General features: G+C 75.9%; 23 protein-coding genes. 9 read left to right on the top strand and 14 right to left on the bottom strand.

Annotated features, from left to right (window positions below; translation table 11 throughout):
- Positions 1–26 precede the first annotated feature (26 nt).
- The 5 genes from AB0442_RS03135 to AB0442_RS03115 all read right to left on the bottom strand — a co-directional run bounded on the left by AB0442_RS03135 (position 27) and on the right by AB0442_RS03115 (position 4,450).
- Positions 27–695 carry an O-methyltransferase gene (locus tag AB0442_RS03135; RefSeq protein ID WP_366160246.1) on the bottom strand — a complete coding sequence of 223 codons (669 nt, stop codon included), beginning with the start codon at positions 693–695 and terminating at the stop codon, positions 27–29.
- A 59-nt stretch (positions 696–754) separates the two neighbouring features.
- The gene (locus tag AB0442_RS03130; RefSeq protein ID WP_366160245.1) at positions 755–1,486 is read right to left on the bottom strand and encodes a DedA family protein; all 732 of its coding nucleotides are present in this window, start codon (positions 1,484–1,486) and stop codon (positions 755–757) included.
- 119 nt (positions 1,487–1,605) lie between these two features.
- Entirely contained in the window at positions 1,606–2,481 is an 876-nt protein-coding gene (locus AB0442_RS03125; protein WP_363540648.1) for a class I SAM-dependent methyltransferase, read from the bottom strand.
- Between the two features lie 137 nt (positions 2,482–2,618).
- The gene (locus tag AB0442_RS03120) at positions 2,619–3,488 is read right to left on the bottom strand and encodes a fused MFS/spermidine synthase (RefSeq protein ID WP_363540649.1); all 870 of its coding nucleotides are present in this window, start codon (positions 3,486–3,488) and stop codon (positions 2,619–2,621) included.
- Complete coding sequence (locus tag AB0442_RS03115; RefSeq protein WP_363540650.1) at positions 3,485–4,450, bottom strand: alpha/beta hydrolase; 966 nt, start codon at positions 4,448–4,450, stop codon at positions 3,485–3,487. The genes AB0442_RS03120 and AB0442_RS03115 overlap by 4 nt, the downstream gene beginning before the upstream one ends.
- Positions 4,451–4,693: 243 nt before the next feature.
- On the opposite strand from AB0442_RS03115, the gene AB0442_RS03110 reads away from it, so the two are divergent.
- Positions 4,694–5,599: a hypothetical protein gene (locus tag AB0442_RS03110; protein ID WP_366160243.1), complete on the top strand. Its 906-nt coding sequence runs from the start codon at positions 4,694–4,696 to the stop codon at positions 5,597–5,599.
- 15 nt (positions 5,600–5,614) lie between these two features.
- On the opposite strand, the gene AB0442_RS03105 is transcribed toward AB0442_RS03110, so the two are convergent.
- The 7 genes from AB0442_RS03105 to AB0442_RS03075 all read right to left on the bottom strand — a co-directional run bounded on the left by AB0442_RS03105 (position 5,615) and on the right by AB0442_RS03075 (position 14,052).
- Positions 5,615–6,724 (bottom strand): AI-2E family transporter, encoded by a 1,110-nt coding sequence (locus AB0442_RS03105; RefSeq protein ID WP_366160241.1) that lies wholly within the window; start codon positions 6,722–6,724, stop codon positions 5,615–5,617.
- A 187-nt stretch (positions 6,725–6,911) separates the two neighbouring features.
- Complete coding sequence (locus AB0442_RS03100) at positions 6,912–8,639, bottom strand: ABC transporter ATP-binding protein (RefSeq protein ID WP_366160240.1); 1,728 nt, start codon at positions 8,637–8,639, stop codon at positions 6,912–6,914.
- On the bottom strand, positions 8,636–10,378 hold the full coding sequence (locus tag AB0442_RS03095; protein ID WP_366160238.1) for an ABC transporter ATP-binding protein: 1,743 nt from the start codon (positions 10,376–10,378) through the stop codon (positions 8,636–8,638). Before AB0442_RS03095 ends, AB0442_RS03100 begins: the two co-directional genes overlap by 4 nt.
- Before the next feature lie 58 nt (positions 10,379–10,436).
- Positions 10,437–11,546 (bottom strand): winged helix DNA-binding domain-containing protein, encoded by a 1,110-nt coding sequence (locus tag AB0442_RS03090; RefSeq protein ID WP_366160237.1) that lies wholly within the window; start codon positions 11,544–11,546, stop codon positions 10,437–10,439.
- On the bottom strand, positions 11,543–12,241 hold the full coding sequence (locus AB0442_RS03085) for a glycerophosphodiester phosphodiesterase (RefSeq protein ID WP_366160235.1): 699 nt from the start codon (positions 12,239–12,241) through the stop codon (positions 11,543–11,545). The genes AB0442_RS03090 and AB0442_RS03085 overlap by 4 nt, the downstream gene beginning before the upstream one ends.
- A 35-nt stretch (positions 12,242–12,276) precedes the next feature.
- A complete protein-coding gene (locus AB0442_RS03080) occupies positions 12,277–12,693 on the bottom strand; it encodes a TOBE domain-containing protein (RefSeq protein ID WP_359988571.1) in 417 nt (138 codons plus the stop codon).
- Between the two features lie 165 nt (positions 12,694–12,858).
- Positions 12,859–14,052, bottom strand: coding sequence for an ROK family transcriptional regulator (locus AB0442_RS03075; protein ID WP_366160234.1), 1,194 nt, complete (start codon positions 14,050–14,052; stop codon positions 12,859–12,861).
- Positions 14,053–14,140: 88 nt separating this feature from the next.
- On the opposite strand from AB0442_RS03075, the gene AB0442_RS03070 reads away from it, so the two are divergent.
- The gene (locus AB0442_RS03070; RefSeq protein ID WP_366160233.1) at positions 14,141–15,331 is read left to right on the top strand and encodes an MFS transporter; all 1,191 of its coding nucleotides are present in this window, start codon (positions 14,141–14,143) and stop codon (positions 15,329–15,331) included.
- Positions 15,332–15,439: 108 nt separating this feature from the next.
- Positions 15,440–16,468 carry a S66 peptidase family protein gene (locus tag AB0442_RS03065; RefSeq protein ID WP_366160231.1) on the top strand — a complete coding sequence of 343 codons (1,029 nt, stop codon included), beginning with the start codon at positions 15,440–15,442 and terminating at the stop codon, positions 16,466–16,468.
- Positions 16,469–16,486: 18 nt separating this feature from the next.
- Here AB0442_RS03065 and AB0442_RS03060 read toward each other — a convergent pair whose 3' ends face one another.
- Entirely contained in the window at positions 16,487–17,815 is a 1,329-nt protein-coding gene (locus tag AB0442_RS03060; RefSeq protein WP_366160230.1) for a cytochrome P450, read from the bottom strand.
- 77 nt (positions 17,816–17,892) lie between these two features.
- Here AB0442_RS03060 and AB0442_RS03055 point away from each other — a divergent pair, with 77 nt between their 5' ends.
- The 6 genes from AB0442_RS03055 to AB0442_RS03030 all read left to right on the top strand — a co-directional run bounded on the left by AB0442_RS03055 (position 17,893) and on the right by AB0442_RS03030 (position 23,186).
- Positions 17,893–18,837: a deoxyribonuclease IV gene (locus AB0442_RS03055; protein ID WP_366160229.1), complete on the top strand. Its 945-nt coding sequence runs from the start codon at positions 17,893–17,895 to the stop codon at positions 18,835–18,837.
- Positions 18,834–19,556 (top strand): VTT domain-containing protein, encoded by a 723-nt coding sequence (locus AB0442_RS03050; RefSeq protein ID WP_366160228.1) that lies wholly within the window; start codon positions 18,834–18,836, stop codon positions 19,554–19,556. Before AB0442_RS03055 ends, AB0442_RS03050 begins: the two co-directional genes overlap by 4 nt.
- 129 nt (positions 19,557–19,685) lie before the next feature.
- Positions 19,686–20,195 (top strand): DinB family protein, encoded by a 510-nt coding sequence (locus AB0442_RS03045; protein ID WP_366160227.1) that lies wholly within the window; start codon positions 19,686–19,688, stop codon positions 20,193–20,195.
- 280 nt (positions 20,196–20,475) lie between these two features.
- Positions 20,476–20,871: a cell division protein SepF gene (locus AB0442_RS03040; protein ID WP_363540664.1), complete on the top strand. Its 396-nt coding sequence runs from the start codon at positions 20,476–20,478 to the stop codon at positions 20,869–20,871.
- A 147-nt stretch (positions 20,872–21,018) separates the two neighbouring features.
- Positions 21,019–21,573 carry a helix-turn-helix domain-containing protein gene (locus tag AB0442_RS03035; RefSeq protein WP_344627535.1) on the top strand — a complete coding sequence of 185 codons (555 nt, stop codon included), beginning with the start codon at positions 21,019–21,021 and terminating at the stop codon, positions 21,571–21,573.
- On the top strand, positions 21,570–23,186 hold the full coding sequence (locus AB0442_RS03030; protein WP_366160224.1) for an MFS transporter: 1,617 nt from the start codon (positions 21,570–21,572) through the stop codon (positions 23,184–23,186). Before AB0442_RS03035 ends, AB0442_RS03030 begins: the two co-directional genes overlap by 4 nt.
- A 52-nt stretch (positions 23,187–23,238) precedes the next feature.
- On the opposite strand, the gene AB0442_RS03025 is transcribed toward AB0442_RS03030, so the two are convergent.
- Positions 23,239–24,552 carry a hypothetical protein gene (locus AB0442_RS03025; RefSeq protein ID WP_366160223.1) on the bottom strand — a complete coding sequence of 438 codons (1,314 nt, stop codon included), beginning with the start codon at positions 24,550–24,552 and terminating at the stop codon, positions 23,239–23,241.
- Between the last annotated feature and the right edge of the window lie 22 nt (positions 24,553–24,574).

Below are 24,574 nucleotides of genomic sequence, written 5' to 3'. Positions count from 1 at the left end.
GGGGTCGCTCGCCGTGCCGGGTTCTGTCAGGCCCGGACGCGGATCAGGGTGAAGCCGTCGTAGCCCTTGGAGCCGACGGTCTGGATCGAGGTTGCGGAGACCCGCGGCTCGGCGGCGATCGCGTCGTGGAGGCGGCGGACGCCGACCACGGCGGGGTCGGTGGAGTCGGCCTCGGCGACCTTGCCGCCCCGGACGGTGTTGTCGACGACGATCAGCGAGCCGGGCCGGGTGAGGCGCAGCGCCCAGGCGAAGTAGACCGGGTTGCCGGGCTTGTCGGCGTCGATGAAGACCAGGTCGAAGGGGTCGGTGCCCTCGTCGGCGAGCTGCTGCAGGGTGTCCGCGGCGGGGCCGAGGCGGACCTCGGCGACCTCCGCGAACCCGGCGTTCGCGAGGTTGTCGCGGGCGACCTCGGCGTGCACCGGGTCGATCTCCAGGGTGACCAGCCGGCCGCCGGCGGGCAGGGCGCGGGCCATCCAGATGGCGCTGTAGCCGCCGAGGGTGCCGACCTCCAGGATGCGGCGGGCGCCGAGCGTCTCGGCGAGCAGCTGGAGCTGCTTGCCCTGGGGTGCGGAGACGGCGATCCGGGGCAGTCCGGCCTTGTCGGCGGCCTGCTGGGCCGCGTCCAGCACCGGGTCGTCGCCGATCAGGACGTCGGTGAAGTAGTCGTCGACCGCTGTCCACTGCTGCTGGCTCACGCCGTCTCCCGGTCCGTCGTCGGTGTACGCGTGCCGAGCCTAGCCGACGGAGCTGACGGTCAGTCGGCGGCGGGCTCGGCCGCGGCCGCGGTCACCGTGGCCGGGTTCCCGGCGGCCAGGACGGCGGGTGCGGGCGTGTCGGTGGCGCCCTCGGGGACGCTCTTGCCGCCGGACTGCTCGGGGTGTTCGGCCCGGGCCTTGGCGGCCCTGCGCTTGACCAGCCAGGCGGAGCCTGCGCCGGCGAGGGCGGCCACCACGAGGCCGGCCCAGGAGAAGCTCTTCAGCCAGTGCTCGGCGACCTTGCCGACCTGGTAGATCAGCAGGGTGGTGCCGCCGGCCCAGGCGATGCCGCCGAGCACGTTGGCGATCAGGAACTTCCAGTAGGGCATCCGCAGGGCGCCCGCGAGCGGGCCGGCGAAGATCCGCAGCAGGGCGATGAACCGGCCGAAGAAGACCGCCCACATGCCCCACTTCTGGAAGGAGCGTTCGGCGGTGGCGAGGTGGTCGGGCCCGAAGTGCTTGGGGAAGCGCCGGCCGAGCTTCTCGAACAGCGGTTTGCCGCCGCGGCGGCCGATGGAGTACCCGATGGAGTCGCCGATCACCGCGCCGGCGATCGCGCAGGCCGCCACCCACCAGGGGCTGACCACGCCGCGGGCCGACAGCAGCGAGGCCGAGACGAGCGCGATCTCGCCGGGCAGCGGGATGCCCAGGCTCTCCAGGCCGATGATCAGGGCGACGAGGGCGTACACCGAGGTCGGCGGGACGCTCTCGATCCACTGGTCGATGTGCAAGGCGGGTACCTCCGTGGCGGGACGAGACCGCGTCTCGGCCGGACTGGCTGGGCCGCGGGCGCGCCCGGCGCCCTCAGGGCAGGGTAACGGGTTGACCCGGCCTTTACCTTATACGCCGATCATCGGACGGCAGTTCCCGCGGCCCCGTCGCGGCCGGCCCGGGCGGAGAAGCGCAGCGCCACCACCGACGGCCTGAACGCGCCCAGGACGGGCAGCCGGGCCGCGTAGGGCAGCAGTGCGCCGACCGGGCCGCGGCCGCCGGTCGGCAGCACGTCGCGGATCTCGGCGACCGCGGGGTGCGCGGTGGCGAGCTTCCACTGCTCGTCGGCGTCCATGCCCCAGGGCATCGGCGGGGCGGTGTAGCCGCGGTCGTGGAGCTTGCCCTGCGAGGCTGCGCGGCTGAACCAGCGCGGTACGGCGTCGAAGACGAAGGTGCCGTCGGGGAAGCGTTCGGCGCAGCGGGCGATGAGGTCGCGGACCTCGGTGGGCCGCAGGTACATCAGGAGGCCCTGGGCGGTGATGAGCACGCCGTGGGTGGGGTCGACCTCGTCGGTCCAGGCCGGGTCGGTGGCGGAGCAGGCGAGCAGCCGCTGCCGGGGTGCGGGGGGCAGCAGGCGTTCGCGCAGGGCGACGGCCTCGGGCAGGTCCACGGAGAGCCACCGGGCGCGGCCGTTGTCGACCCGCCAGTACTGGGTCTCCAGGCCCTCGCCGAGGCAGACGACGGTGCCGCGGGGGCGGCGGACGAGGAAGTCGGCGACCTCGCGGTCGAAGGCGCGGACCCGCAGGGCCTGGATCTGGCCGATGACGCCGCCGTCGGGGCCGAAGCGCTCCTCGAAGGGGTAGTCGATCCGTTCGACGAGTTCGACGGCCCGCGGGTCGGGCAGCACGGTGTCCCACCGGCGGGCCTCGACGGCCCGGTGGTAGAGCGTCCACAGGGCGGTCTCGGGGACCGCGCCCAGGGCGGCGCCGATCTTCTGCGGCTGCTGGCCCGTCATCGTGCGGCTCCCTCCGGCGGTCCGGCGGCGGTCGCCGGGCCCGGCTTGGCATTCTGCCCGCCCGGTGGTCCGTCCGGCGCTGAACGCGCCGTGGGCGGGCGGCCGGATCGGGGCGGGGTCGGGGCGGCGGCCGGTGGTCAGCCGACGCTGAAGGCGCCGTCGGGGGGTGGTGGGGAGTCGACGGCGTGGGTGTCGTGGACGGGGCGGGCGGCGCCGGTGAGGGCGTCCAGGTCGGGGCCGTCGGCGAGCCGGGCGGGGAAGGGGTCGCCGGCGAGGCGCCGGGCGAGTTCGGCGGTGGGCAGCGGGGCGGTGGAGCCGATCAGCAGGACGTTGCCGTAACGGCGGCCGCGGAGCACGGCGGGTTCGGCGGCGAGGCAGGTGTGCGGGAAGACGGCGCGCAGGGTCGCGGCCTGGGCGGCGGCGAAGGCGAGCGGCGGGCCGTCGGCGAGGTTGGCGGCGTAGCAGCCGCCGGGGCGCAGGGCCGCGGCGGCGAGGGCGACGAACTCGACGGAGGTGAGGTGGGCGGGGGTGCGGGAGCCGTGGAAGACGTCGGCGACGACGAGGTCGGCGGCGGCGGGCGGGGCGGCGGCGAGGGCGGTGCGGGCGTCGCCGACGGTCACCCGGATGCCGTCCGGCCAGGGCAGGCGGTCGGCGACGAGGTCGACGAGCGGGCCGTCGGCCTCGACGACGTGCTGCCGGGAGCCGGGGCGGGTGGCGGCGAGGTAGCGGGGCAGGGTGAGCGCGCCGCCGCCGAGGTGGAGGGCGTCGAGCGGCTGCCCGGCGGGGGCGATCGTGTCGGCGAGGTGGCCGATCCGCCGGGTGTACTCGAATTCGAGGTGGGTGGGGTCGGCGAGGTCGACGTAGGACTGCGGGGTGCCGTCGAGGGTGAGCAGCCAGGCCTGCGGCCGGTCGATGTCGGGCAGGAGCCGGGCGGTGCCGAGGGCGGTCTCCCGGTGGACGGGGAGCGGTTCGTCCTCGGGCGGGCCCGGCTGCTCGTGGTGGGTCATGCGGCGGCGACCTGCTCGGGCAGGTAGGCGGCGAGCCAGCGGTCGAGTTCGGTGAAGACCTGGTCGCGGGCCTGCTCGCCGGAGAGGACGAGGTCGTGCACGCCGCCCTCGATCCGCAGGACGGTGACGTTGCGGCCGAGGCGGGGGCCGAGCGCGGCGATGTCGTCGGCGCGCAGCACGCCGTCGGTGGTGCGCAGGGCGTCGTCCCAGCGGTTGGTGACGGTGGAGGCGGTGGAGGCCATCAGCAGGACGGGGCAGTCGACGGCGAGGCCGCGGCGGACGGCGCGGTGGCCGCGCTGGATGGCGGCGAGCCAGCCGGCGTAGAGCGGGAAGCCCTCGGCGGGCTTGAGGGAGAGGTCGAACTCCCAGCTGCCCTTGTGGGCGCGGTGCAGGCTGTGCACGTAGTGCGGGTTGAGCGGGGCGGGCAGCTTGCGCAGGCCGGCGACCCGGCCGAGGGCCTCGACGGCGGGGGCGCCGAGGGTGCGGACGGCGGCCGCGGCGGGCATGGAGAGGAACGGGCTGTTGAGGAAGAGCGCGTCGACCAGGCCGCGGCCGGCGCGGCGGTCGGCCCAGAGCGCGGTGACCAGACCGCCGGTGGAGTGGCCGTTGACGAGCAGCCGGGTGTGGCCGTCGACCTCGCGGATCACGCGCACCGCCTCGTCGAGCTCCTCGTCGTAGGCGCCGAGGTCGCGGACGAAGTTGGGCGACTGGTGGGGGCGCAGCGACCGGCCGTACTTGCGCAGGTCGAGGGCGTAGAAGGAGTAGCCGGCCGCGGTGTAGTGGTCGGCGAGGTGGGTCTGGAAGAAGTAGTCGACGTAGCCGTGCACGTAGAGCACGGCGCGCGTCGACCCGGGCACCAGGCGGCGCACCAGGGTCGCGCTGACGGCGCCCTCCTCGTCGTCGGCGAGCGGCAGCTCGACGGCCTCGTACGGCTCGCCCAGGATGTCCGTCCGGAAGTCCATGCCGCTTCCCCGTTCCCCTCGTGGTCGGTCTCCGAGCCCGACCATACCGCCCGGTAGCCCTCGGTGGACGGGCAGCCCGCCGGACGGGCCGCGCACCGCCCCTGATCAGGGCGTACACCGAGCAGCCGGGCGTGGCACGGAGCGGCCCGCGGGGTGCCGCCGGGCTTTTGTGGGCGGGGGCCCCTTTCGCTAGCCTCCGGGGGCATGCCGATCTTTGGACGACGCCGAAGTACCGCACCGCGCTTGGCTCCTGAGCTCGACGACGCCGAACTCGGCCGGGTCCGGCGGCAGCTGTCCGGGCCGCAGTTGCAGGGCCAGCTGGACCTGTCGGCGGGCTTGGTGGAGCAGGTGCTGCGGGACGCCGGCCGGGACTGGGACCGCCGTACGCACCGGCTGGCGGTGCTGGCCCAGGTGGCGTCCCCGGCGCTGGCGCGGGTGTGGCGGCGGCAGCGGCCGCAGGAGGCGGACGCGCTGGTGCTGCACGCCTGGGTGGACGTGGCGCAGGCCCGGCTGGCGGGGGCGCTGGAGGATCCGCAGGGCACGGTGGACCGGTGCCGCCGGGCGGCCGAGATGCGCCCGGACGACCCGGCGCCGTGGGTGGCGCTGCTGGCGGCGCACCGGTTGCTGCGGCGTCCGGAGCAGGAGATGTACCCGCTGTGCCGGGAGATCGGTGCGCGGGACGCCTGGAACCGGGTCGCGCACCTGGAGATGCTGCGCTACCTGTCGCCGGAGGAGTGCGGTTCGCACGGGCAGGTGCTGGACTTCGTGGCGGCGGTGCGGGACGCGGCCCCGCCGGGGTCGCCGGTGGCCGGGCTGGAGCTGGTGATGCTGACGGACCGTTACCGGGCGGCGATGGCGGCCGGCGGGGTGACCTCGCTGGGTGCGCGGCGGCGCTGGGCGATGCCGGACGCCGAGGCGGCGCTGGCCCGGGCGGTGGCGGACTGGCCGGAGCCGGGTTTCCTGCGGCACGCGGCGGCGCTGTCGGACCTGAACGTGCTGGCGTACGCGCTCGGCCAGGCGGGCCGGATCGGCGAGGCGGCGGGGGTGTTCGGGGCGCTGGACGGGGTGGTCACCATCTGGCCGTGGGGGCTGGACGGCGACGCGGTGCAGCAGTTCGCGTTCTGGCAGGACCAGGCGCTGGTGGAGTGAGGGCCGGGCCGGGAGTCAGGGCGGGGTGGCGCCCGGCCCGTCCCCCGCGTCGGCGGCCGTTGCCGCGTCCGGTCCGGCCGGGCGCCGCAGCACGGTGATCACTCCGAGGCCGGCCGCGCAGAGCGGCACGGCGAGCAGGGCGCCCATGATCCCGGCCACGCCGGCCCCGGCCACCACCGCGACCATGATGGTGGCCGGGTGGAGCGCGACGGTGCGGCTCTGGATGAAGGGCTGCAGCACGTTGCCCTCGACCGCCTGCACGGCGAGCACCACGCCGAGCACCCACAGGGCCTTGGCGAAGCCGCCGTCGGCGAGCGCGACCAGCACGGCCACCGTGCCGGAGAGGAAGGCGCCGACGAACGGGATGTAGGCGCCCATGAAGACCAGTGCGCCGAGGCCGGCCGCCCCGGGGACGCCGAGCACCACCAGTCCGATCGTGATGAACAGTGCGTCGATCAGGGCGATCAGGGTGGTGCCGCGCATGAAGCCGGCGGTGGCGGCGAAGGCCTGCCGGGCGCAGGCGATCACGGTCTCGGCCGGGCCGGGCGGCAGCCAGGCGCGGACGGCGTCGGCGGTGCGGTGGCCGTCCCGGAGGAAGAAGAACACCAGGGCGAGGGTGAGGACCGCGCCGGTGAGCAGCTGGGTGGCCAGGCCGAGGCCGGAGAGCACGCCGTTGGCGAGCGAGTTGACCAGGTCGCTGCCGGAGCCGGAGCTCTGCTGGAGGGCGTACTGCAGTCTCTCGCCGAGCGGGCCGAGCCGGTCGGCGATCCGCCGGCCGGCCTCGCTCAGGGCGGCGGCGATGTCGGGTGCGCTGTGCACCAGCGAGTTGACCAGCAGGGCGATCACCCCGCTGACGGCGAGCACCAGGACGGTGCAGGTGAGCCCGGCGGCGGCGGCGCGGCGCAGGCCGCGGCGGACCAGCCAGGGCATCACCGGTTCGAGCAGGGCGGTGCCGAGCAGGGCCACGACGACGGGCACGGTGGCGGCCTGCAGTTCGACCAGTGCCCAGACGAGCAGGGCGGCGACCGCGACGACCAGCAGCACCGTGGCCGACCAGGCGGCGGCGAGGCGCACTGGACGGGGCAGCGCGGCCGGTCGGCCGTCCTCCGGGGGCTCGGCCGGCATGGCACCTCCGGGGTCGACGGTCACCCTCGCTCATCCCCATGTCAGCACATGAGCGGATGAATCGGCCGGTCCCCGGCTGCGATCGGCGCGCCCCGCACGACCGCCGGTTCGCAGGGGCGGGAGGGACCGCGCCACCGGCCGTGCACCCCGGCGGTGGGGGCGCGGTGGCGCAGTCCCTCTCACGCCGCTACCGGTTCCACGACTGCCAGAGGGCGGCGTAGGGGCCGTTCTCGGCGACCAGTTCCTCGTGCGGGCCCAGCTCGGTGAGGCGGCCGTCCTCCATCACGGCGACGCGGTCGGCGTCGTGGGCGGTGTGCAGGCGATGGGCGATCGCGATGACGGTGCGGCCCTTCAGGACGGCGGCCAGGGCGCGCTCGGTGCGGCGGGCGGCCGTCGGGTCGAGCAGCGCGGTGGCCTCGTCCAGGATCACCGTGTGCGGATCGGCCAGTACCACCCGGGCCAGGGCGAGTTGCTGTGCCCGGGCGCCGTCCAGCCGGTGCCCGCCGGCGCCGAGCTCGGTGTCCAGGCCGTCCGGCAGGTCGTGCGACCAGCCGACGGCCGCCAGGGCGGCGAGCAGTTCGGTGTCGCCGGCGTCGGGCGCGGCGATCTGCAGGTTGTCGCGCAGGGTGCCGAGGAAGACGTGGTGCTCCTGGGTGACCAGGACGACCTGGCGCCGCAGCCGGTCGGGGGCGAGACCGGCGATCGGGACGCCGCCGACGGTCACCGTGCCGGTGCGCGGCTCGTCCATGCCGGCCAGCAGCCGGCCGAGCGTGGTCTTGCCCGAGCCGGACGGGCCGACCACGGCCAGCCGCTCGCCCGGACGGATCGTCAGTCCGACCCCGTGCAGGACGTCGTCCCGGCCGTGGTAGGCGTAGCGGACGTCGGTCAGCTCGATCCGGTCGTCGACCGGCGCGGCCGAGCGGGCCGCCGGGATCTGCGGGGCGTCGGCCAGTCCTTCGACCCGGGCGAAGGCGGCGCCGCTGCTCTGCAACTGGTCGATCCAGACCACGATGGTGTCGAGCGGCGGCTCCAGCTGGCGGACGAAGAGCGCGGCGGCGACTGCCGAACCGAGGCTGACCATGCCGTGCGCGTGCAGCAGACCGCCGGTCAGCAGGACCACCACCACCGGCACGGTGTAGGAGGCGCTGACGATCGGGAAGAAGACGTTGCGCAGGAACAGGGTCCGCTCGCGGGTCCGGCGGCACTCCTCGACGGCGGCCTCGCCCGCTGCGATCCGCTGCTCCTGCAGGCCGAGCGCCTCCACCGTCCGGGCGCCGGAGACGGTGGCGGCGAGGACCTCGGCCAGCGCGGAGTTGGCGGCGCCCTCGTCCAGGTAGCCGGAGCGGGCCCGGCGCAGGTACCAGCGGGCGCCGAACCAGACGCCGGCCATTCCGAGCGTCCCGCAGGCGCCGAGCAGCGGCTGGACGGCGATGATCGCACCGACCACGAACACGATCTGCACCAGGGAGACGAACACGTCCGGGGCGGCGTCCCGCAGTGCGGTGCCGACGGCGGCGACGTCGGTGGTGCCGCGCGTGGCCAGGTCGCCGGTGCCCGCCCGTTCGACGGTCGCAGGGGGCAGGGCCAGGGCACGGTCGGCGAACTGCTCGCGGACCCGGGCCGAGGTGCGTTCCCCGAACCGGTGGGCGACGTACCGGGCCTGCCGGGACAGCAGCAGCTGGGCGAGCGCCCCGGCCACGATGGCGAGCGCCAGCAGGTCGACGGTGCGGGTGCCGGTGCCGGCCGACACCTCGTCGATGATCCGGCCGAGCAGCCACGGGCCGGCCAGCCCGGCGAGCGCGGCCAGCGCGTTGAGGGCGAGCAGGGCGGTGAAGCCGCGGACGTCCCGGCGGATCAGCGCCCGGGTGGCCCGGCGGACGGCGGCGGGGCCGGCGACGGGGAGGCGGGCGCTCATCGGACGGTCTCCTCGGTGTGCCGGGGGGCCGGTACGGCGGTCTCCTCGACGTCGGCACGGGAGACCAGGGCGCGGTACCCGGGGTGGTCACGGAGCAGGTCGCGGTGGCGCCCGGTGGCGGCGACCCGGCCGTCGACCAGGTACTGCACGGTGTCGGCCCGGTCCAGCAGGAGCGGCGAGACGCCGGTGACCAGGGTGGTCCGTCCGGCACGGGCGCGGCGCAGGCCGGCGGCCATCGCCGCCTCGGTGTGCGCGTCGACGGCGGAGGTCGGTTCGACGGCGAGCAGCACCTCGGGGTCCGCGGCGATCGCCCGGGCCAGCCGCAGGCGCTGCCGCTGGCCGCCGGACAGGTTGCGGCCGTCCGTCTCGATCGGGGAGTCCAGGCCGTCCGGCAGTCCGCGCAGGACGTCGAGGGCGGCGGCGGCCTCCAGGGCGGCGAGCAGGGCCGCGTCGTCGGTCCGGTGGCGGCCGGAGAGGACCTCGCGCAGCGGGCCGGCGAAGAGGGCGGCCTCGTTGTCCGCGACCAGGATCCGGTCCCGGACGGCGGGCAGGGCGAAGGAGTCGAGCCGGGCGGTGCCCCACTCGACGGCGGTCTCGGCGAAGCGGCCGAGCCGGTCGACCACGGCGGCGGCGTCCTGCGGCCGGGCGCAGGCCAGGACGGTCAGCCCGCCGGGGAGCAGCTCGACGCCGGAGTCCGGGTCGCGCAGCACGGCGGACGCCTCGGGTGCGTCGGCACCGTCCGGGCGGATGCCCGGGTCCAGCGCCAGGAAGCGGACCACCCGGGCGGCGGCGACCAGGCCGCGGCTGATGTCCTGTCCGCTCTCGAGCAGGAACTGGACGGGGAAGACCAGCACCGCCACGTAGCCGTAGACCGCGATCAGTTGACCCACCGTGATCTCGCCGGTGGCGGCGAGTCGGGCGGCCAGCCAGGTCACCGCGGCGAGGAACAGCGTGGGCAGGCCGACGCCGAAGGACTGCAGCCAGCTGGTCACGGCGCCGACCCGGTAGCCGTCGGCGCGCAGCTCCTGCGAGTCGCGCCGGTAGCGCCCGACGTAGGTCTCCTTGCCGCCGAGGCCGTTCAGCACCCGCAGCCCGCCCGCCATGTCCTCGAACCGGGAGGCGAGCCGGCCCTGCCGTTCGCGGTAGCGGGTCTCCGCGCCGCGCAGGCGGCCGAGCAGCGGCCCCACCAGCACCGCCATCAGCGGGACACCGAGCAGCACGACGGCGGCCAGCAGCGGGGACACGGAGAGCAGCAGGACGGCGACCGTGCCGATCGCGATCAGCGAGCCGACGCCGGGGCCGACGAAGGTCAGGGTCCGCGCGATCTGTCCGACGTCGCCGATGCCGATGGTCACCACCTCGCCGGAGGTGACCAGCCGGGGCAGGGCCGCGCCGAGCCGGACGGACTGCCGGACGACCAGCCGGACGGTGCGGAAGGTGGCGTCCATCCGCAGCCTGGTCATGGTCCGGTGGCGCAGCATGCTGATCCAGGCGTTGAACAGGCCGGCCACCAGGATGGCGGCGGTCCAGCCGACCAGGGTGCGCGGGCTGCCGGCCCGGAGCCCGTCGTCCACGGCGCGGGACAGCAGGTACGGCTGCAGGGTCAGCATGAGCATCCACACGATGCTCAGCACGGCCCCGGTGGCCACCCGCCGTTTCTGCCGGGCGGTCAGCCAGCACAGGTAGCGGACGGCGCTGCGGATGTCCGGCGTCCCCGGACCGTCATGTCGATCGTGCACCGTCGCACCATACGTGCTGCCCCCGGCGCGGAGTCGGACGGGAACGGCGGGACGGGGCCTACCCGGCCGGTGCGATCACCGTCCGGCCGTCCGTCGCGCCGGTGAAGGCCAGCACCCGGGCGGCCTCCTCCTCGACGCCGGCCCGCGCACCGCGCGGCAGCGGCGCGAACGGACGGACGGTCAGCACCCCGTCCTCGGTCTTCCAGCTGCCCGCCACCAGGCCGTCCACCAGCACGGTGCCGAGCACGATCCCGTTCACCGTCATCACCCGGGTGCGGTACTCCTCCGGCAGCACCCGGCTGCGGTCGGCGTGCGAGAGCAGCAGGTTGTCGAAGGGGGCGAGCAGCCGGACGGGGGCCGGCACCGAGGCGTCCGGGCGGGGCGCCCCGGGCAGGTCGTACAGGGTGCGGCCCTGATCGTCGCGCAGCCGCACCAGCCGGTCGCCGAGCCGGGTCAGCACCGGGCCGATCCGGGTGAGGCCGGACCACTTCTGCACGTCGGCGGCGGTCGCCGGGCCGAAGGCGGCGAGGTGGCGCAGCACCAGCCCGTCCAGGTCCGGTGCCGGGTCGAGCGGCCGGCCGAGCCAGTGCTCGGCGGTGGTGTGCGCGGCCGGACCGCCCCGCCCCCACAGGCCGCGCGGCGGCACCTGGACGAGCGGCAGCGCGCACCGGGCGGCCTGGGCGAGCGCCGCCGGCTCGCTCGCCGGGTACGCCGGGGCGAGCAGCGGGCCGAGCTGCTGGAAGGTCAGCGGTTCCGCCTCGACGAGCGCCCGGGCCCGGTCGGCGAGCGCGGCGAGGTCGCCGGCCGGGTCGGCGAGGTCGAGGTCGGGCAGCCGTTCGGCGTACGAGGTGCGCAGCCAGCGGTCGTGCACCGGCTGCAGCAGCGGCCGCAGGGTCAGGCAGTCCTCGGCGGTGACCAGGTGGATGGTGCCGCGCTGCAGGGCGATCCGGACGGCCGCGCGCTCCTCCAGCAGGGCGGTCAGCTGCTCGGGGCGGAAGCCCTCGATCCGGCTGAGCAGGCCGAGGTAGGGCGGTTCGGGGGCGGCCTGGGCCTGCAGGCCGACCAGGTGGCGGACCATCGCCGCGGCGTCCAGGGTGCTGCGTTCCAGCAGGTGCTGACGGGCCAGCAGTGCCCGGCCGAGGGCGCGGGCGGTCAGCGGCGCGCTCACGCGTCGAGCTCCCGGCGGAGCATGTCGATGCGGTTGCTGGTGACCGAGTCGACGCCGGTCCTCAGCATGCGGCGGACGGTGCGGCGCAGGTCGACCGTCCAGGTGGAGACGAGCAGGCCGGCGTCGTGCGCCGCGTCGACGATCCGGGGCTCGACCATGCCGAAGGGCGGGTTGAGGTAGCGGGGCCGCAGGTCGTCGAGGAGCGGGCGGCCGGGCAGCCGCGGCTGACGCCAGGTCAGGGCGATCTCGGCGTCCGGGTCGAGGGCGCGGACGGCGAGCATGGCGGCGGTCGGCCCGCAGTAGGCGACCCGGTGCGCGGCGCCGAGGTCGGCGACGGCGCGGTGCGCGGCGGCGGCCGGGCCGGGCTCGTCGAGGTCGATCAGCAGGCGGGTGGCGGGCGTCTCGGCGACCGCCTTCAGCGCCTCGGTGAGGGTGGGCACCCGGGGGCCGGCGGGGTCGCCGACCTCGGCGAGCTCGTCCAGGGTGAGCCGGTGCACCGGCCGCGGGTCCTCCCAGAGCCTTTCGAGGGTGGGGTCGTGCAGCAGGACGGGCACGCCGTCGCGGGTCAGCCGGACGTCCACCTCGACGGCGTCGGCACCGGCCGCGGCGGCCGACTCGACGGAGCGCAGGGTGTTCTCGCGGTACCGGTAGGGGTCGCCGCGGTGGGCGACGGCGAGCACGGGCGGGCGGCTCATGGGGCGGACGTCTCCTCGGACGGGGTGGCGCCGCGTCAGCGCCGTTCGATCACCACGTTGGTGGACTTGATGACGGCGGTCGCGGGCGCTCCGGGCACCAGGGCGAGCTCCTCGGCCGACTCCCGGCTGATCAGCGACACCACCCGGAACGGGCCGGCCTGGATCTCCACCTGCGCGGCGACGTCGCCGAGCACCACGTCGGTGACGATGCCGGGGAAGCGGTTGCGGGCGGACGACGGCCGGCCCTCGGCCTCGGCGTTCTCGGGCTTGGCGAGTTCGCGGGCGAAGGCGGCGAGCCGGTCACCGGGGATGATCCGGTGGCCGTGGTCGTCCCTGGTCGCGTCGAGCCGGCCCGCGTCGACCCACCGCCGCATGGTGTCGGCGCTGACGCCGAGCATCGCGGCGGCCTCGCCGATGCGGTACGGGTGGACCGGCCGGTCGGGCTGGGCCATGGGGCTCTCCTGGCGTTCGGTTCGGGCGGTGACACCGGTACAGGGGTGCGCGCCGGATGTCCGCGGGCCATCCTGCCCTACCCCGAGGCCCTGCGGGTAACCGGCGGCGGGGGCGGGCGGGCAGCACCTCGGGTGCGTGTGGGGCACCTCCCGGCCCCGGGCCGGTCAGGCGCCGCCGAAGAGGTCGCGGCGGACGGCGTCGCCCGCGGTGAGCACGGCGCCGGCGAGGACGGCGCCGCCGCCCGCGGTGCCGGCCCGGACCCCGGTGCGCAGCGGGACGAGCCGGGCGATCTCGCGTTCGACGCGGCTCGCGAGCCGATCACCGCCGGCCCGGCCGATCTCGCCGCCGAGCACCACGCAGCCGGGGTCGAGCACCGCGCAGACCGAGGCCGCGCCGAGCGCGATCCGGCGGGCGTACTCGTCGAGGAAGGCGTCGGCCGCGGGGCCCCCGACGGCTGCGGCGCGCCGCACCACGTCCTCGCCGAGCGGGGCGCTGGTCGGCGGGCCGGCCGGTTCGGGGACGGGCAGGCCGTGGGCGCGGGCGAGGTCGCAGACCGCGGCGGAGGAGACGAGGGTGTGGAAGCCGCCGGAGTCGCAGCCGCCGTCGCCGCTCGGCAGTCCGGAGCCGTACACCGGGAGGTAGCCGATCTCGCCGGTGCCGCCGGTGGCGCCGCGCCGCAGCCGGCCGTCGAGGACGACGGAGGCGCCGACGCCGTGGCTGAGCCAGATCAGCACGAAGGTGTCGCGGTCGCGGGCGGCGCCGAGCCGGTGCTCGGCGATGCCGGCGAGGTTGACCTCGTTGTCGACGGTGACCTCGGTGCGCGGGTCGGCGCGCAGCGCGGTGAGCAGTTCGGTCTGGTGACGGGAGAGGGCGCCGGAGTTCTGGTGTTCGCCGGTGGCGGGGTCGAAGAGACCGGGTGCGCCGACGGCGACGGTGTGCAGGCGGTCGGCGCCGGCTTCGCGGGCGGCCCGGGCGAGGGCGTCGAGGGTGCGTTCGGCGAGCCGTTCGTCGGCGCCGGCGACGGTCGCGGCGGCCCGGGTGCGTCCGGTGAGGTCGGCGACGACCAGGTCGACGCCGGTGGTGCGGACGTCGACGCCGGCGAGGAAGGCGCGGTCGGCGACGAGGGCGTAGAGCCGGGCGTTGGGTCCGCGGCGCTGCTCGCCGCTCTCGCCGACGACGGCGACCAGGCCGGCCCGCTGGAGCCGTTCGAGCAGGTCGGCGACGGTGGGGCGGGAGAGTCCGGTGAGGCCGCGCAGCTCGGTGGCGGTGAGCGGGCCGCTCTCCAGCAGGAGGTCGAGCGCCAGCCGGTCGTTGATGGCCCGGGCGGTGCTGGGCGTCGCCGTGCGCGCGGTCGTCATGGAAGCGCATCTTTCCAGAGGTTTTTATCAGGGTCCCTTCCTGATAGTTTATCGGAGTCATGCTGGACAGACCGGAGAGGACGATCGCATGGCGGACGAACTGCACGGCGTACGGCGCGCCAGAGTGGGCATCGCCCTGGTCTTCGCCGTGCACGGCGCGGTGACGGGCACCTTCGCCACCCGCATCCCCTGGCTCCAGGACCACCTGGACCTCGGCCCCGGCGAACTGGGGCTCGCCCTGATCGCGCCCGCGGTGGGCTCCTTCCTGGCCATGCCGCTGGCCGGACGGATCGTGCACCGCTACGGCGAACGGGCCGCCGTCCGCGCCCTGCTGATGGCGTGGACGCTCGCCCTCGCCCTGCCCGCCCTCGCCCCGAACCTCGCCGTGCTCTGGCTCGCCCTCTTCGTGTACGGCGCCAGCGCCGGCATGTCCGACGTGGCCATGAACGCCCAGGGCGTGGCGGTCGAGGAGCGGCTCGGCCGGTCCGTCATGTCCGGGCTGCACGGCATGTGGTGCGTCGGCGGCCTGGTCGCCTCCGGCTTCGGCGTGCTCGCCGCCCACCACGGCCTCGACGCCCGGGTGCAGTTCGCGCTCGCCGCGGCGGTGCTCACCGGCCTCGCGGTGGTCGTCACCCGCCCGCTGCTGGACGTCCGCCCGGAGCCGGAGGAGGAGGCGCCGCCGCGGTTCGCCCTGCCGCCGCGCTCGGCCCTGCTGATCGGCCTGGTCGGCTTCTGCGCGGTCTTCGCGGAGGGCGCCAGCATGGACTGGGGCGGCGTCTACCTGCGGGACGTCACCGGCGCCTCGGCCGGCACCGCGGCCGCCTGCTACTCGGCGTTCGCCGCCACCATGGCCGCGGCCCGGCTGGCCGGCGACACCGTGGTGGAGCGGCTCGGCCCGGTGCGCAGCGTCCGGCTCGGCGGCACGGTCGCCACCGCCGGCGGCCTGCTGGTGGTCCTCTCGACCGGCGCCTGGACGGCCATCCCCGGGTTCGCGCTGATCGGCATCGGCATCGCCGTGGTCGTCCCGCTCGCCTTCGCCGCCGCCGGCAGGTCCGGCGGCAACGCCAGCCAGGCCATCGCGGGCGTCGCCACCGTCACCTACACCTCCGGCCTGGTCGCCCCGGCGATCGTCGGCGGCATCGCCCAGGCCACCTCGCTCACCGTGTCCTTCGCGGTGGTGACGGTGCTGGCCGCCGCACTGATCCCGTCGGCCGGCGCCCTGCGCCGCAGGACGACCGCGAACCGCACCCCCGCCCGCGTCCCCGCCCACGTGGACTGACGGACCGGTGGCCCACAAGGGGCGCGTGGGGGCATCCCACGCGCCCCTGACATCGCCGCCCTCTGAATCGGCCCACCCTCGCACGCTGCCGATGCCATGATCACCGGCATGCCGATACGTTTCCCGCAGCCCCTGCTCCCCGGCGACCGGATCGCCGTGACCTCTCCCTCCAGCGGTGTCCCCGAGAACCTCCGCAAGCGCCTGGACGTGGCCGTCCGCACGGTCGAGGACCGCGGCTTCGAGGTCCTCCTCGGCCGCTGCATGGACGGATCCGGGCACGTCAGCGCACCGGCGGCGGAGCGCGCGGCCGAGCTGACCGACATGCTGACGGACCCGGCCGTGCGGGCCGTGGTGCCGCCGTGGGGCGGCGAGACCGCGATCGACCTGTTGCCACTGCTCGACTGGGACCGCATCCGTGCCGCCGAGCCGACCTGGCTGGTCGGCTTCTCCGACCTGTCGACCGTGATGACCCCGCTCACCCTGCGGACCGGGATCGCGACCCTGCACGGCAACAACCTGATGGACACCCCGTACGAGGTGCCCGAGGGCCTGCTGTCCTGGCTGGACGTCGTCTCGCTGCCGGCGGGCGGCCGCTTCGCGCAGACCCCGCCCGACCGCCACCGGGTGAACGGCTGGGTCGACTACGCCGAGTTCCCGGAGGTCCGCGAGCTCGTCCTCGACGGCCGGGGCACCTGGACCCGCCTCGACGGCGACGGCGAGCTGGACGTCGAGGGCCGGCTCGTCGGCGGCTGCGTCGAGACCCTGTGCAACATCGCGGGGACGCCCTACGGCGACGTCCCGGTCTTCGCCCGCGAGCACGCCCCCGAGGGCCTGCTGGTGTACGTCGAGGCGTCGGGCGACGACGCCTACACGATCTGCCGCAACCTGCACGGGATGCGGCTCGCCGGGTTCTTCGACGCCGCCAACGCCGTGCTGGTCGGCCGCACGGCCGCGCCCGACGGCCGGTCGCTGACCCAGCACGAGGCGGTGCTGGACGCCCTCGGGCCGCTCGGCGTGCCGATCCTCGCGGACGTCGAGTGCGGCCACGTCCCGCCGTACCTGCCGATCGTCAACGGCGCCCTCGGCCGGGTCGTGCACACCGCCGACCGCCGGGCGCTCGTGCAGACCCTGGCCTGACGGGACGGCCGCCGGCCCTCACACCCGCACCGGCAGCGCGGTCAGGGAGCGGCTGCGCAGCGACCGCCGCCGGGTGAGGACCGCGGGGTCGGCGTCGAGGGCCAGCCGCGGGAAGCGGCGCAGCAGCGCCCCGACGGCGATCTCGTTCTCCGCCCGGGCCAGGGCCGCGCCGGCGCAGAAGTGCGGGCCGCGGCCGAAGGCGAGGTGCGGCGGGCCCTGGCGCGCCGGGTCGAAGACGTCCGGATCGGGGACGTGGGCGGGGTCGCGGTTGGCCGCGGCCCAGGACAGCCAGACCCGCTCGCCCGCACCGATCCGGGTGCCGGCGACGGTGAGGTCCTCGGTGGGGAAGCGGCGGACGGCCAGCATGGCCGGCGGGTCCCACCGCAGCACCTCCTCGGTCACGGCCGGCAGGCCCAGCCGCCCCGCGCGGACGGCCGCCAGGTGCTCCGGCCGGGTCAGCAGGGCCAGCACGGTGCCGGAGATCAGGCCGACCGTGTTGTGGTAGCCGGCGAAGAGCAGCAGGAAGGCCATCGCGAGGAGCTCCCGTTCGGTGAGGCCCGGCTCCCCCGTGGGGCACTCCCCCGCCGGGCCGTCCCCCACCCGGCTGTTCCCCGCCGGGCACTCCCCCGGCTGCCCCTCCCGTTCGGCGGCGATCAGTTCGGACAGCAGGTCGTCGCCCGGTGCGGCCCGCTTGTGGGCGATCAGCTCGCCCAGGAAGCCGTGCATGGCCCGCATCGCCTCGCGCGATCGTCCGGGGGCGCCGGGGTCGGGCGAGAGCAGGGTGTCCGTCCAGACCCGGAAGTCGACCCGGTGTCCGGCCGGGACGCCCAGCAGGTCGCAGATCACGGCGACGGACAGCGGGGCGGCGAGGTCGGCGACCACGTCCCCGCGGCCGCGGGCCTCCACCGGGTCGAGCAGCTCCTCGGCCGCACGTCGGATCGGTTCGCGCAGCGCCTCGGTGCGCCGGGGGCCGAGTGCCGCGGCGACGAGGCGGCGCAGCCGGGCGTGATCGGTGCCGTCCCGGTTGAGCAGGTGGGCGTCGAGTTCGGGTGGCAGCGAGTCGCCGGCCGTGCCGCGGCTCCGGGCGTGCCGCCTGTCGAGGGCGAACCGGGGATCGGCGGCCGCCTCGCGGACCTGCTCGTACCCGGTGACCAGCCAGACCGGCGCGGCGTCGGGGGCGACCGCCCGGTGGACGGCGCCGCGGCGGTGCAGGGCCGCGCAGGCACCGTGCGGGTCGGTCAGGAAGGCCCCGTCCAGCGGGACGGGCTCGTCGGCGGGCGGCAGCACCGCGTCCTCCTCGGTCTCGGCACGGCACACCGCCGACGGGGCGACGTGCGACCGCAGCATGATCGCAGAGCCGGCGGCGGGCCGGGGCCGGTCGGCGGATTTCCGCCTGCGGGGCCGGATCGGGCATGCTCGCCGCCATGGACCTCCCCGTCGCCGTCCCCGCGCAGCGCAATCCGGTCGGCGCCCACGTGCCCGTGGCGGGCCGCGGGCTGGTCGGCACCGGGCTGGCGTACGCGGCCCGGGTCGGCGCGGAGGCCGTGCAGGTCTTCGTCGCCAACCCGCGCGGCTGGGCCACCCCGCCGGGCAATCCGCGGCACGACGAGGACTTCCGCACGGCCTGCGCCGAGCTCGGCATCCCGGCCTACGTGCACGCCCCCTACCTGATCAACTTCGGGTCGGAGTCGGCCGTCACCCGGGAGCGCTCGGCCGAGTCGCTACGGCACTCGCTGCACCGTGCGCACGCGATCGGCGCCCTGGGCGTGGTGGTGCACACCGGTTCGGCGCTCTGCGGCCCGCGCTCCGCGGCGCTCGCGCACGTCCGCTCGCACGTCCTGCCGCTGCTGGACGAACTCGGGGCGTTCGGCGCCGGGGCCCCGCAGCTGCTGCTGGAGCCGACCGCCGGCCAGGGCAGTTCGCTGTGCGGGCGGATGTCCGACCTCGCCGACTACACCGACGCGCTGGACGGCCACCCGCTGGTCGGGGTCTGTCTGGACACCTGCCACGCCTTCGCCGCCGGGCACGGCCTGGCCGCCCCGGGCGGGACGGCGGCCGTGCTGGCCGAGCTGACGGATGCGGTCGGACCGGGCCGGCTGAAGCTCGTCCACGCCAACGACTCGCAGGACGTGCTCGGCGCCCGCAAGGACCGGCACGCCAACATCGGGGCGGGCCACATCGGGGCGGACGCCTTCGGCGAACTGCTCGCCCACCCGGACACCGCCGGTGTCCCGCTGATCATCGAGACCCCGGACGGCCGGCACGACCCCGACCGGGTCGAGGGCGCCCGGCACGGCCAGGACATCCGCCGGCTCAAGGAACTGCGCGCGGCCGCGGGCGCACCGGCCCTCACGGGCGTTCCGGCATGAGCGCCCCGGGGCCGGCAGCCGCGCAGGACGAGCAGCGGGACGAACAGCAGGACGTGCAGCGGGACGAGCAGGAGACGGAACGGGACCGCCGGGCCGGCCGGCTGCGGCCGGTGCTGCTGGTGCTGGTGCTCGCGGCGGCGGCCGCCTCGCTGCTGCTGTGGAGCCCGGTCGCCGCGCTGGGTGGCGGGCACGGGCCCTGGCGGCTGCCGATCGCGCTGGCGGTGTACACCCTGGGCACGCTGGCCTTCGTCCCGAAGCCTGCGCTCAACGCGGCCGCCGGGCTGCTGCTGGGCACCGCGGTGGGCCTGCCGCTCGCGGTCGCCGGGACGACCCTGGGCGCGGCCGCGGCGTTCTGGCTCGGCCGCACCCTCGGCCGGGACGCGCTCCGCCCGCTGCTGCGTGCCCGGGCGGCGGCCGCGGTCGACCGGCGACTGACCGAGCAGGGCTTCCGCAGCGTGCTGCTGCTGCGACTGGTGCCGGGCGTGCCGTTCCAGCCCGCCAACTACGCCTGCGCGCTCTCCGGTGTGCGCCCGGCGCCCTACCTCGCGGCGACCGCCCTCGGGGTGCTTCCGGGCACCGCGGCCTCCGTGGTGGCCGGTGCGAGCGCCTCCTCGCCGACCTCGCCGGCGTTCCTGCTGTCCACCGGGGCGGTCGTGCTGATGACGGCGGTGAGCGGCGTCTCACTGCTCCGCGCCCGCCGGGCGGCCGCCGCGGGCTGATCCGCGGAGCACTCCGCCGGCGGGCCGGCCGGGGCCGCGGCGCGCCGACGTGCCGCGGACCGGGTGCCGGGCGCGACACGCCCGATAATCGGTGGCAGCCGCTCCCGACGCTGCCTCAGGATGTCCGGCATGACGACCGAACGCATCGATCCGCCCCTCGCCGCCGACGAGACCGCCATGCTCACCGCCTGGCTGGACTACCACCGCGCCACCCTGCTGCTGAAGACCGAGGGCCTCGGCCACGACCGGCTCCGCGAGCGCTCGGTGCCGCCGTCCTCGCTCAGCCTGCTCGGCCTCGTCCGGCACATGGCCGAGGTGGAGCGGTACTGGTTCCTCTCCGTCCTCCAGGGCCAGGAGTTCGAGGAGGGCATCTTCTGGACGAAGGACGACGAGGACGGCGACTTCAACCAGGTCGACACCGCCGACGTGGAGGCCGACTTCGCGACCTACCGCACCCAGGTCGAGCTGGCCCGGGCGGCCGCCGCCGGGCTGCCGCCGGAGACGGTGGGCAAGCGGCCGCGCCGCGGCGAGGAGGTCACGCTGCGCTGGATCCTCGTCCACATGATCGAGGAGTACGCGCGGCACAACGGACACGCCGATCTGATCCGCGAGCGGATCGACGGCGCCACCGGGGAGTGAGCAGGGGGCTGACGCCGTTACAGCTTCGTTGACGGATCGTCAACTTCCCGAAGCTGCCTCCCCATATGGTCTACACGCGGAACCGTCCGGCGACCTGCGGCGTCGCACCGGTTGTCGGGATCACCCGGCGATCGGGCGCGCCACGACCCGGACGGCGGTCGCGTACGGGCACCGAACCGGTGATCAGTGCGATACTCGGACAGTTCCAACAAGTGGATGACGTGTCAAAAAGACACGCCCACGGGGGGCGCGTACGGGTCGGGAGAGGGAGGCGCGGCAAATGGGAGCACTTCGCGACGAGCACCACAACGGGTGGCTGATGCCCTCCGGCAACTACCCCGCTGCGGCGTACGAAGACGCGTGGGACACCGAGGACACCCTGCCGTCCGTTCCGGCGCCCGCGGCGAAGATCGTGTCGCTGAAGCCGACCGGCTTCGAGGCGGCCCGCACCGTCGGCGAGCACCTGCGCACCGGCACGCCGGTCGTGATGGACCTGAGCGAGATGGAGGACCCCGAGGCGAAGCGCATGATCGACTTCGCCTCCGGCCTGGTCTTCGGCACCCGGGGCGGCATCGAGCGGATCGCCCGCCGGGTCTTCCTGCTCACCCCGCCGGACGTCGAGGTGACGGTGATCGACCGCCCGCTCGACAGCGGCGGCTTCTACAACCAGAGCTGATCCACCCCTCCCCGACCGGGGGCGGCACCCGCCGTCCCCGGTTTTCCGTTGCCCGGAACCGGCCGTGCGGCGACACTGGCCCGTCTCAGTCAGAATTCGACTCTCCCGTTTGAGACATTCATGTCTCACATGCTTTACACTCGACTCATGGCCACCGATCGCGACTCCGTCCTCGAGGCAGCCGTGGGCGTGCTCTCCCGCCGCCCCACCGCCCACCTCGACGAGATCGCCCGCGCCGCCGGGATCAGCCGTGCCACGCTGCACCGGATCTTCCCGGGCCGCGAAGCGCTGATCCGCGAGGTCGGCATGCTCAGCCTGCGGAAGTTCGCGGACGCCTGCGACACCGCCGTGATCGAGGACGGGCCGGCGGACGCAGCCCTGCGCCGGCTGGTCGACGCCGTCGTCCCCGACGCCGCGCTCTGCGCCTTCCTCGCCGGCGAGAACCAGCTCTACGACGACCCCGAGATCAACGACCTGTGGGAGGCGCAGGACGCCCGCGTCCGCGCGCTCTTCCTCCGCGGCCAGCAGCAGGGCGTCTTCCGGATCGAACTCGCGGCCGGGTGGCTCAGCGAAGCCTTCTTCGACCTCGTCGCCGGCGTCGGCTGGGCCGTCCAGGACGGACGACTGGCCCCGCGCGACGGCGCGTACTCGCTCACCGAGCTGTTCCTCGGCGGAGCCCTCAGGAGATCGGAACCCTCATGACCGGCACACACGTCCAGGCCCGTGCGCAGCACCGCTGGGCCGGCCTGGGCGTACTCGTCCTGGCCGTCACCCTCGTCGCCCTCGACGCCACCGTGCTCTCCCTCGCCATCCCGTCCATCAGCGAGACGCTCCGCCCGAGCGGCACCCAGCTGCTGTGGATCGGCGACGCGTACTCCTTCGTCCTCGCCGGGCTGCTCGTCAGCATGGGCGCGCTCAGCGACCGGATCGGCCGCAAGCGGCTGCTGCTGCTCGGCTCCACCGCCTTCGGCGCGGCCTCGCTGCTCGCCGCCTACGCGCCGAGCCCCGGCTGGCTGATCCTGGCCCGCGCCCTGCTCGGCGTCGCGGGCGCCACCATCATGCCGTCCACCCTGTCCCTGATCCGCGCGCTGTTCCCGGACGCCCGGGAGCGGGCCACCGCCATCGGCATCTGGGGCGCGGGCGCCACCGCCGGCGCCGCCCTCGGCCCGCTGATCGGCGGCATGCTGCTGGAGCACTTCTGGTGGGGCTCGGTCTTCCTGCTCAACCTGCCGGTGCTGGTCCTGCTGCTGGCGTTCGGCGCCTGGCTGCTGCCGGAGTCCCGCGACCCGCGGCCGGGCCGCTGGGACGTCGCGAGCGTCGCCCTGTCGATGGCCGGTGTGATCGGTGTCGTCTACGCGGTCAAGGAGGCCGCGGCGCACGGCCCGTTCGAGCACTGGACGGTGTCCGCCGCGTTCGTCGTCGGCGCCACCGCGCTGGTCCTCTTCGTCCGCCGGCAGCTGCGGCTGGAGACCCCGCTGCTGGACGTCCGGCTGTTCGCCGACCGGCGGTTCACCGCGGCCGTGGTCGCCACCCTGACCTCGCTGATCGGGCTCTCCGGCGTGATCTTCTTCATGTCGCAGTACCTGCAGCTGGTCCGCGGGCTGTCCCCGCTGTCGGCCGGCATCGCCGAACTCCCGGCCTTCGCCGGCGCGGTGGTCGGCGGCCTGCTGACCGCCCGCGCGGCCCGTCGGTTCGGCGCCCGGGCCACCCTGACGGCCGGCCTGCTCGCCATGGGCACGGGCATCGCCGTCCTCGGCCTGATGCACCGCGACAGCACCTACCTGCTGCTCGGCGCGTCCTTCCTGGCCGTGGGCACCGCCGAGGGCGTCGTCTACACCCTCGCCTCCGACCTGGTGCTCGGTGCCGCACCGGCGGAGAAGTCCGGCGCGGCCTCCGCCGTCTCGGAGACCGCCTACGAACTGGGCACCGCGCTCGGCATCGCGCTGGTCGGCTCGGTGGTCACCGCGATCTACGCCGGTGCGGTGACCGTCCCGGCCGGGGTGGACGCCGCCGCGGGCGAGCAGGCCCGCGAGTCGATCGGCGGCGCGGTCGAGACCGCGGCCGCCCTGCCCGGCCCGCTCGGCGCCCGCCTGCTCGACGACGCGCAGCTCGCCTTCGTGCACGGCGTCAACGTGGCGGCCTGGCTCTCCGGTGCCCTGCTGCTGGTCGCCGCGGCCACCGGCTGGTGGCTGCTGCGCACCCGCCACGGCCACGGCCCGGCCGCACCGGCCGCCACCACCGACACGACCGCGGCCACGGCCGGTGCCATCGCCGGTGAACGGCCCGGGGCACGGGCCGCCGAGAAGGTCTGCTGACCCGGGCAGCACGCGGCCGGGGCGGGTCGGCCGTCCGACCCGCCCCGCCGGTTCAGGCGAACTTCGAGCTGGGCACCGGGCCCGCCGACCGCACCCGGTCGCGCGGGCCGGTCAGCCAACTCCCCCGGACCCGGGCGGCGAAGGCCGCGAGCAGCTCGTCCGGGTCGGCCGGGGTGGCACCGTCGCCCTCGTCGGGCTCGGGCTCGGCGGCGCAGATCTCCTCGGCGAGCTCCTCGGCCGTCCGGTCGTCCGCCGGGGTGCGCTCGGGCTCGCCCGAGTCACCGATCCGCAGCGACGGCTCCCAGGGCGCGACGACGTGCTGCACCAGCAGGGTGCAGACGTCCGCCGAGACCGCCGGGGTGTCCGTCCAGCAGGTGGCGTGCTCGAACAGCACCTCGCCGTCGGCCCGGTCGCGCAGCGCCGACAGCACCTCCGGCTCGCACGCGTTCAGGTCGTACGCCACCACCAGGGTGTCCGGGGTGCCCGGCCGGTAGGGGGCGGCGGGCAGGCCGAGCAGACGGGCGGCGGCGAGGCCGAGGGCCCGGCTGCCGCGGTCGGGCAGCAGCGCCACCGAGGCCGGCCGCCGCCCGGTCGCCTCCAGCACCGCAGCCAGCCGGTCGAGGCCGCGGCGGCAGGCGTCGAAGCCGTCCTGGTAGAAGGCCCAGCGGCCGGTCATGCCGTCGGCGAAGCCGTACGGCGAGAGGGTGGCCAGCAGGCCGCCGGTCAGCGTGTAGTGCCAGCCGCGCAGGTCGCGGCGGTCGGCCGGGGTGGCGTCCGCGGAGCGGCGCAGCACACGGCGGACGCGGTCCGCCGCCGGGCGCCAGGTCTCCGAGGGCTCGCCGAGGCCGGCGAACACCCGGCCGGCGGTGTCGAGCCGGCCGTCCATCAGGGCGTTGTGGACCAGCAGGTAGCGGCCCGGCCAGTCGGTCAGCAGACCGTCGTGCTCGGTCAGCAGCTCGACGGCGGCCGCGTGCCGCTGCTCGTCCTCCAGCGCGACGGCGAGTTCCAGCAGGATCTGCTGCGGAGCGGTCCGCGTCTCGGGTGCGCGGCGGAACAGGCCGCCGCGGCGCGGCGCCAGGGCCAGCCGCAGCGCCTCCCGCAGGGCGGGCACGGCGAGGTCGGACACCCCGCGCTCGATGCAGGCGTAGCCGTAGGCGTAGAGCGCGTCCGGCCGGTCGGCGTGGGCGGCGACGGCGGCCGACGCCTCGGCGAGGTCCTCGAATCCGGCGCCCTCGGCGAGCCGGCGGAGGACCGGTGCGCAGTCGGCGGGCGCCAGCGAGTCGGCGGCGTGCCGGAGGGTGCGCATGGCGCCCTGCGGATCGCCCGAGTCGAGGAGGTCCCGGGCCTTGGCGAGTTCGGTGGTCATGAGTCTGCTCCGGAGTGGGCGG

The organism is Kitasatospora sp. NPDC085895, from assembly GCF_040702125.1.
Lineage (GTDB): Bacteria > Actinomycetota > Actinomycetes > Streptomycetales > Streptomycetaceae > Kitasatospora > Kitasatospora arboriphila.
This window is presented reverse-complemented; position numbering and strand designations above follow the sequence as displayed.